At 71.0% G+C, this 7,169-nt stretch carries 6 protein-coding genes; 1 reads left to right on the forward strand and 5 read right to left on the reverse strand.

Features of this window, described 5'->3' with window-relative positions; translation table 11 throughout:
• Nucleotides 1-3,023: serine/threonine-protein kinase (locus A9X04_RS23765; protein WP_067925874.1), on the reverse strand; the 3,023-nt coding region annotated here is incomplete at its 3' end.
• A gap of 150 nt (nt 3,024-3,173) precedes the next feature.
• Nucleotides 3,174-3,779: a DsbA family protein gene (locus A9X04_RS23770; protein ID WP_067925878.1), complete on the reverse strand. Its 606-nt coding sequence runs from the start codon at nt 3,777-3,779 to the stop codon at nt 3,174-3,176.
• A gap of 98 nt (nt 3,780-3,877) precedes the next feature.
• Between A9X04_RS23770 and A9X04_RS23775 the strand changes: the two genes are divergently transcribed.
• Complete coding sequence (locus A9X04_RS23775; RefSeq protein ID WP_067925880.1) at nt 3,878-4,708, forward strand: arylamine N-acetyltransferase; 831 nt, start codon at nt 3,878-3,880, stop codon at nt 4,706-4,708.
• On the opposite strand, the gene A9X04_RS23780 is transcribed toward A9X04_RS23775, so the two are convergent.
• The 3 genes from A9X04_RS23780 to A9X04_RS23790 form a co-directional block, all read right to left on the reverse strand.
• Complete coding sequence (locus A9X04_RS23780; protein ID WP_067925883.1) at nt 4,705-5,862, reverse strand: pyridoxal phosphate-dependent aminotransferase; 1,158 nt, start codon at nt 5,860-5,862, stop codon at nt 4,705-4,707. The two genes, A9X04_RS23775 and A9X04_RS23780, sit on opposite strands and share 4 nt — an antisense overlap.
• Entirely contained in the window at nt 5,859-6,809 is a 951-nt protein-coding gene (locus A9X04_RS23785; protein WP_067925886.1) for an acyl-CoA dehydrogenase family protein, read from the reverse strand. Before A9X04_RS23785 ends, A9X04_RS23780 begins: the two co-directional genes overlap by 4 nt.
• Before the next feature lie 48 nt (nt 6,810-6,857).
• A partial coding sequence (locus A9X04_RS23790) for an acyl-CoA dehydrogenase family protein (RefSeq protein ID WP_255396500.1) occupies nt 6,858-7,169 on the reverse strand: 312 nt, incomplete at its 5' end.

Genomic DNA, 7,169 nt, shown 5'->3' on the forward strand with positions numbered 1-7,169 from the left:
ATCGGGGGCAGGGTGCTCCACTTCCCGTCGGCGATGTCGTACATCTCCACGACGTTGAGCACCATCGTCGGTTCCTCGCCGCCGGCCACCACGATGCGGCCGTCGATGTAGGTCGCGCCGTAGCTGCCGCGCGGGGTCGGCATGCCCACCAGCTTGGTCCAGGTGCCCGATTGCGGGTCGAACCGCTCATTGGCCGCGGAGTTCTTGTCGGCGGAGAGGAACCGCCCGCCGATCGCGTATAGGTAGGTGCCGTCCGACACCGCCGCCAGGTGTTCGCGCGGCGTGGGCATGTCGGCGGCGTCCTTCCACGAGCTGCCGTCGAAGACCTCCGTCTGCGGAACGAGTTGCTTGGCGTTCTGGCCGCCGACCGCGACGAGCTTGTCACCCACCACCGCCGCGGCAGGGGCGGCGCGCGCGTGGGTGAGATGCGGCAGTTCGACCCAACTGCCGCCGCGCAGCGCGAACACCTTGTTGGATGCGTCGGCGAGCTGATCGCTCGCGCCGCCGAGCACCACGACTTCGCCGCGATAGGTCGCCGCGGTCGCGTGATGCAGCGGGATGGGCAGCGGCGGCCCGGGCTGCCAGGCGCCGGTGCGCGGGTCGTAGCTCTCGACGGTCTGCAGCACCGCGCCGTTGCGCAGGCCGCCCACGATCCAGATCTTGTCGCCCTGGACGGCCCAGGCCATCATCAGCCGGGGCGTCGGTGCGTCGGGCAGCGAGCGCCACTGCGACGCCGGCTGGATCCGGCGGGCCGGCAGTTTCAGCGCTTCCGCCGACGAGGTGAGCTGGCCGTCGCCGACGGCGGTCGACCCGCCGATCGCGTAGACGGACTTCTCCACGGCGTCGACGGCCATGCCGTGCCGGGCGGTGGTCATGTCGGGCAGACCCGACCACGTCTTCGTCATCAGGTCGAAGGCGGCGACGCTCTTGAGGAGCTGCCCCGCCGATACGCCGCCCGCCGCGACCAGCCGCCCGTCGACGATCGCCACGCCGAAATCGCTGCGCGCCTGGCTCAGCGCGGGCAACGCGGTCCAGGTCTTGGCGGCCGGGTCGTATGCCTCGACCGTCGCCAGGTCCGCGGTGCCGCTGGTGCCGCCCACGGTGTACATCAGCTTCCCGTCCGAGGCCCCCGCCAGCAGTTGACGCGGGGTCGGGATGGGCGCGCCCAGGGTCCAGGTGTTGCCGTCGAACACCTCGGTGGTGTTCAGCAGCGCGCCGCTCGCGTCGACACCGCCGGTGACCACCAGGCGGTCGCCGACCACGGCCGCCGCCGCGGCCGCCCGGGGTTGCAGCAGGTGCGGAAGCTCGACCCAGCGGCTGTTGATGATCCGCCAGACCTGGTCGCTCGGCACGTTCTTGCCGCCCGCGGACTTCCAGCCGCCGAGCACGACGGGGTTGCCCTGCCAGGTGACCGCCATCGCGTGTGAAACGGGCACCGGCAGGTCGTCGCCGACCTTCCAGCTGTCGATGACGGGGTCGTACCCCTCCTGCAGCCCGGTGAGCCCGCCGTCGCTGCGGATCCCGCCGAAGATCCAGATCGTGCCGTCGGCCTGGGTGGTGGCCGCCGCGTCGCGCGAAATGCGCGCGTTGGTGATCGGCTTCCACTCCATGGGCGGCTGCGCGGTCGGCTGTCCGGAAGCGCCCTTCGGGCCGGCGTTGTTGTCGTTCGGAAGCGCGAAATAGACGCCGGCGGCCACCACCAGCAAGACGGCGGCGAGAGCGCCGGCCGCCAACACGATGCGGTTTCGCTTCTTGCCCGGTTCCGCGAACCACCCGGCCAGGCGGGCCCCGGGGCTGCGCGGCGGCCCCTGGACGCCGCCGCCTCGACCCGACGGCACGGCCTTGGGTGGCTGCAGTTTCGGTTGCGTCGCCGACCCGTGCCCGCCGCGCAGCAGGCTGGCAGCCTCGGACAGCTCGGCGGGTCCGGATTGCGGAAAAGGCGCGGTCTCCAGCGCGTGGTCGACTGGGGCGCTGATGGCGGAGGTCGGGTCGTCGTGCCCCGCGGGCGCCGCCGGGGGTGCGGCCATGCTCGACGTGTTCGGGGCGGGCGGCCGCGCCGCCTCGCCGTGAATGCCGGGTGGCACCGGCGCGGCGTGCGGGAGATCCGCCACGGCCGAGGGGCGGCCGGTGATGGCCATCGCGTCGGGTTTCAGACCGTTGCGGCGCTGCGCGGCCTGCAGCTCGCGGCCGAACTCCTCAGCCGAGGCGGGCCGCTCGGCGGGGTCGATCGACATCGCCCTCTCGATCGCCGAGCACACCGCGTCGGGAATGCCGTCGGGACGCATGTCCGGGATCCCGGTGGTGCTGATCCGCAGATACTGCGCAATCAGGTCCTCGCCCTTCTTGCGCTCGTGCGCGGCGTTGCCCGCGATCAGCGCGTAGAGCGTGGCGCCCAGGGAGTACATGTCGGAGGCAACCGTCGCCGGGTTGCCCGTCATCACCTCCGGGGCGGTGAAATCGATGGTGCCGGAGAAGAACCCGGTCGCCGTCTCGTACCCGCCTTCGATGTGGGCGATCCCGAAATCGCTGAGCTGCGGCTCGCCGTAATCGTTGACCAGGATGTTGGCCGGCTTGATGTCGCGGTGCAAGGTTCCGGCCCGGTGCGCGGTTTCCAGTGCGCCGCAAAGCTTTACACCGATGTGCAATGCCTCGGGCCAGGGCACCGGCCCTTCGCGGCGCAGCCGCACTGCCAGCGAATCCGCAGAGTGATACGGCATCACGATGTAGGGCTTGCCGCTCCCGGTGACGCCGACCCGCAGGATGTTGACGATGTTCGGATGCCCGGAGAGGCCGCCCATCGCGTAGCCCTCGCGCAGGAATCGTTCCCTGCTGTCGTCGTCGATGTGCGACGGCAGCACCTTCACCGCAACGCTTCGCCCGAGCGCGGTCTCGTAGCAGCAGTAGATGACCCCCGCCCCGCCCCGGGCCACCTGGCGCGCATCCTCGAACCCCGCGGCCGCCAGCTCCGCGGCGATGCCGCTCGGTACCGGTGCGACATTGTCGGAACGGGGCTCTTCAGGCATTTGCTGGCGCTCGACCCTCCGCGAATCATGTGATGGGCGAGCTCAAGGTTAAGCGCTCACCACCTCGCCGGTGTGTCTTTCGGCAACCTTGGTCGCCCAGGCCGTGACCGGGCCCCGGAACAGTTAGCCGGCGGCGGCGGGCCGCCTGACTCAGCGGTCAATGGTCGGGGGACCCTGGTGCGGCCGTTGCAGCGCGGCGAATTCGGGAACGCCGGCCATGGTGAGCACCGCCTCGAGCAGTCGGACACCGTCGTGCCCGTTCGGCGCCCGGGTCAGTACCGGCCCGGAGAAGGCGCGGCCGCCGACCGCGATGATCGGGCTGCCCGCCTCGTCGCCCAGGGCATCCTGGCTGGCCCGGTGCGCCCGCCGCACCGCTTCGTCGAGGCCGCTGTCGTCGAGCGCTTCGGCGAGGCGTTCCTCGAGGCCGCTCTCGGCGAGTGATTCGCGGATCGCGTCCGCGTCGAGTTGGTCCCCGCCCACATGGATGCGCCGGCCTATCGAGTCGTAGAGGCCCTCGAACGCGTCGGGCCCACGCTCGTTCACGGCCGCGGCGAACAGGCGTCCCAGCCGCGTCGAGCGCTCCATCATGCGTTGCTGTTTGGTGTCGTCGGCGTCCTGGCCTTCGTTGAGCACCGCCAGGCTCATCTGCCGCAGGACGACCGGCGTCTGCGTGGACCGAGCGGCGTCGCGCAGCCAGCGCGCCGTCACCCAGGAGAACGGACAGACCGGATCGAGGTAGAGGTCGACGTCGGCCACGGGGTTCCTCCTTCGCGCCAAGGGTTGGGCTGACGGGTGGCATACCCGCTACCGGCCGTCGCACGCCCCCTGACGGGGTTGCCAGCAGAATGGTTTCTATGACGCTGAACCTGGGCGAGTACTTCAACCGCATCGGCTATGGCGGCGCCGCGGCGCCCACGCTCGAGGTCCTGCAGGCTTTGGTCGGCGCGCACACCAAAGCGATTCCCTTCGAGAATCTCGATCCGGTGCTGGGGGTGCCGGTCGACGACCTGAGCCCGGGCGCCCTGGCCGGCAAACTGGTTCAGCGGGGCCGCGGCGGCTATTGCTACGAGCAGAACGGCTTGATGGGCTACGTGCTGGCCGAGATCGGCTTCCGGGTGCGGCGCCTGGCCGGCCGGGTGGTGTGGATGCGGCCGCCCGACTCACCGTCACCGCCGCAGACCCACACTGTGCTGGCCGTGACGTTCCCCGGCTCCCACGGTGCTTACCTCGTCGACGTGGGCTTCGGCGGGATGACACCCCCCTCGGCGCTGCGCATCGAGACCGGCAGCGTGCAGCGGACGACGCACGAGCCGTACCGGCTGGAGGACCGCGGCGACGGCCTGGTGTTGCAGGCCCAGGTCCGCGGGGAGTGGCAGCCGCTCTACGAGTTCAGCACCCGGACGGCGCCCGACGTCGATCTGCAAGTGGGCAGCTGGTTCGTCTCGACGCACCCCTCGTCGCACTTCGTGACCGGACTGACGGCGGCGCGCGTCACCGACGACGCCCGACTGAACCTGGCCGGCCGGAACCTGGCCATCCACCGCGCCGACGGCACCGAGAAGATCCGCCTCGACGACGCGGCGGGGGTGGTCGACACCCTCAGGGACCGGTTCGGCATCAACGTGTCCGACGCCGCCGGCCGCGGCGCGCTCGAGGCATGCCTGGACAAGCTCCTGGACGCTTAGAGCCAGGCGCCGATTCGCCGCAGCGCCTCTTCGATGTCGCCCGTCGGCCCGGCGAACGAGAATCGGACGAAGGAATTGCCGTGCGCGATATCGAAATCGATGCCCGGCGCGATGGCAACGCCGGTGTCCTTCAACAGTTTCGAGCAGAACGCCATCGAGTCGTCGGTGTGGTCGGACACGTCGGCGTAAACGTAGAACGCGCCGTCGGTGGGGGCCAGCCGGTCGATGCCGATTCGACGCAGCCCGTCCAGCAACAGCGCGCGGTTGGTCGCGTAGTGGTGCAGGTTGCCGTCGGCCTCGGCGGTCGCCTCCGGGGTGAAGGCCGCCACCCCGGCGATCTGCGACAGCACCGGCGGGCAGATGGTGAAGTTGCCGGTCAGGCGGTCGACTGCGCGCAGTAGCGGCGACGGCACCAGCATCCAGCCGAGCCGCCAACCCGTCATCGCGTAATACTTCGAAAAGCTGTTGACCACCACGGCGTCTCGCGAGGTCTGCCAGGCGCAGCTGGTCGGCGGCGCGCCCTCGTAGACCAGGCCGTGGTAGACCTCGTCGCTGATCAGCCGCACCCCGGACGTCTCGCACCACGACGCGATGGCGGCCAGTTCGGACGGCGCGATGACCGTTCCGGTGGGGTTGGCGGGGCTGGCGACGATCACGCCCTGCACGGGCGGGTCGAGTTCGGCGAGCATCCCCGCGGTGGGCTGGAAGCGGGTCTGGGGTCCGCATGGGATCTCGATCACCTCACATCCCAACGCGGACAGGATGTTTCGATAACACGGGTAGCCGGGACTGGCCAGCGCGACCCGATCACCCGCGTCGAAGCACGCCAGAAAGGCGAGTAGGAATCCGCCGGAGGAACCCGTGGTGACCACCACGTCGTCGGGCTCGACGACCAGCCCGCGCTGGCGTTGGTAATCCGCGGCTATCGCCGCGCGCAGCTCGGGGATGCCGAGTGTCACGCTGTAGCCCAGCTCGTTGAGGTGCAGGGCCGCGGCCGCGGCCGCGCGCACCGGCTCCGGCGCTCCCACGCTGGGCTGGCCGGCCGACAGGTTCACCAGGTCGCCGTGGCTGCGCTGGCGCTCGGCGGCCGCCAGCCACACGTCCATCACATAGAACGGTGGGATGGCGGCGCGCTGTGCGACGTGGTCGTTCACGACGTTTCGAGCACCTCGGCTTCCAGTCGTGCGAGCACTTCGCGCGGGGTGTCGAGCAGGTGCGCGCTGCCGTGGGCGCGTTTGAAGTACAGCTGCATGTCGTGCTCCCAGGTGATCGCGATCCCGCCGTGCAGTTGGATGCCTTCGGCCGCCGCCGCGCACAGCGCCTCGGTCGCGGCCAGGCGCGCGGTGGCCGCGTTGGTCGGCGTGGGGTCGTTGCACGCGTCGGCAACGACGGCCTTCGCCGCGGCGATCATGACGTACAGATCGGCCATCCGGTGCTTGAGCGCCTGGAAGCTGCCGATCGGCCGCCCGAATTGCACCCGGTTCTTGGCGTATTCGACGGTGAGCTCGAGGCAGCGTTCGGCCGCGCCGATCTGCTCGGCGGCGAGCAGGATGGCCGCGGTGTCGGCGATGCCGGGGTCGGCGCCGATCGGATCGGCCTGCTCCGGCCGCACCCGCGCGAGCCGGCGGGTCGGATCCATCGTGGCGACGGGCTCCGCGCTGAATCGCGTCCACCTGCTCAACCGGCCGTCGTCCGCGGCGACCACGACGTCGGCGATGCCGCCGTTGACCACGTAGTCGGCGTCGAGCACCAGCGCCCCGATCGAGGTGCCTTCGGCGAGGCCGCCCAGCGTCTCGGCGTCGGGCTCGGGCGCGGCCAGCAGGGCCAGCTCCGCCAGCGTGGTGCCCAGCAGGGGGGAGGGCACCAGCGCCCGGCCCAGCTCCTGCAAAACCGTTGCGGCGTCGGCCAGTTCGCCGCCCGCGCCGCCCAGCTCCTCGGGGATCACCAGCGCGGCGGCGCCGACCTGTTCGCACAGCAGCTGCCACAGCGACTGGTCGTAACCGCACTCGGACTCCATCGCCGCGCGGACCGCCCCCGGGTTGGCGTGCTTGGCCACCAGGGCCGCGACGGTCTCCCGCAGCATCTCCCGTTCTTCAGTCATGAGCGCCGCTCCTCCCCATCGCTACGTTCTGCATCGTCGCGGCGCGAGTCATGACAGGGCCTCCAGCACTCGCCGCCGATGCGCCTCGGGGGTACCCCAGGCCGAACGCAACGCCTGCACCCGCAGCAACCACAGGGACAGATCATGCTCCTGGGTGAACCCGATGGCGCCGTGGGTCTGCAGCGCCGAGCGGGCCGCCAGCAGGCCCGCCTCGGAAGCGGCGGCCTTGGCCGCGCTGACATCCCGCGCGATCTGGTCGGGGTGGTCGGCCAGAGCCAGGGCCGCGCCGTACAGCAGCGGCCGGGCCAGCTCGATCGCCGTGTGCACGTCGGCGAGCTTGTGCTTGATCGCCTGATAGGA

The organism is Mycobacterium sp. E3247, from assembly GCF_001667785.1.
In the GTDB taxonomy this organism is placed as follows: Bacteria; Actinomycetota; Actinomycetes; order Mycobacteriales; family Mycobacteriaceae; genus Mycobacterium.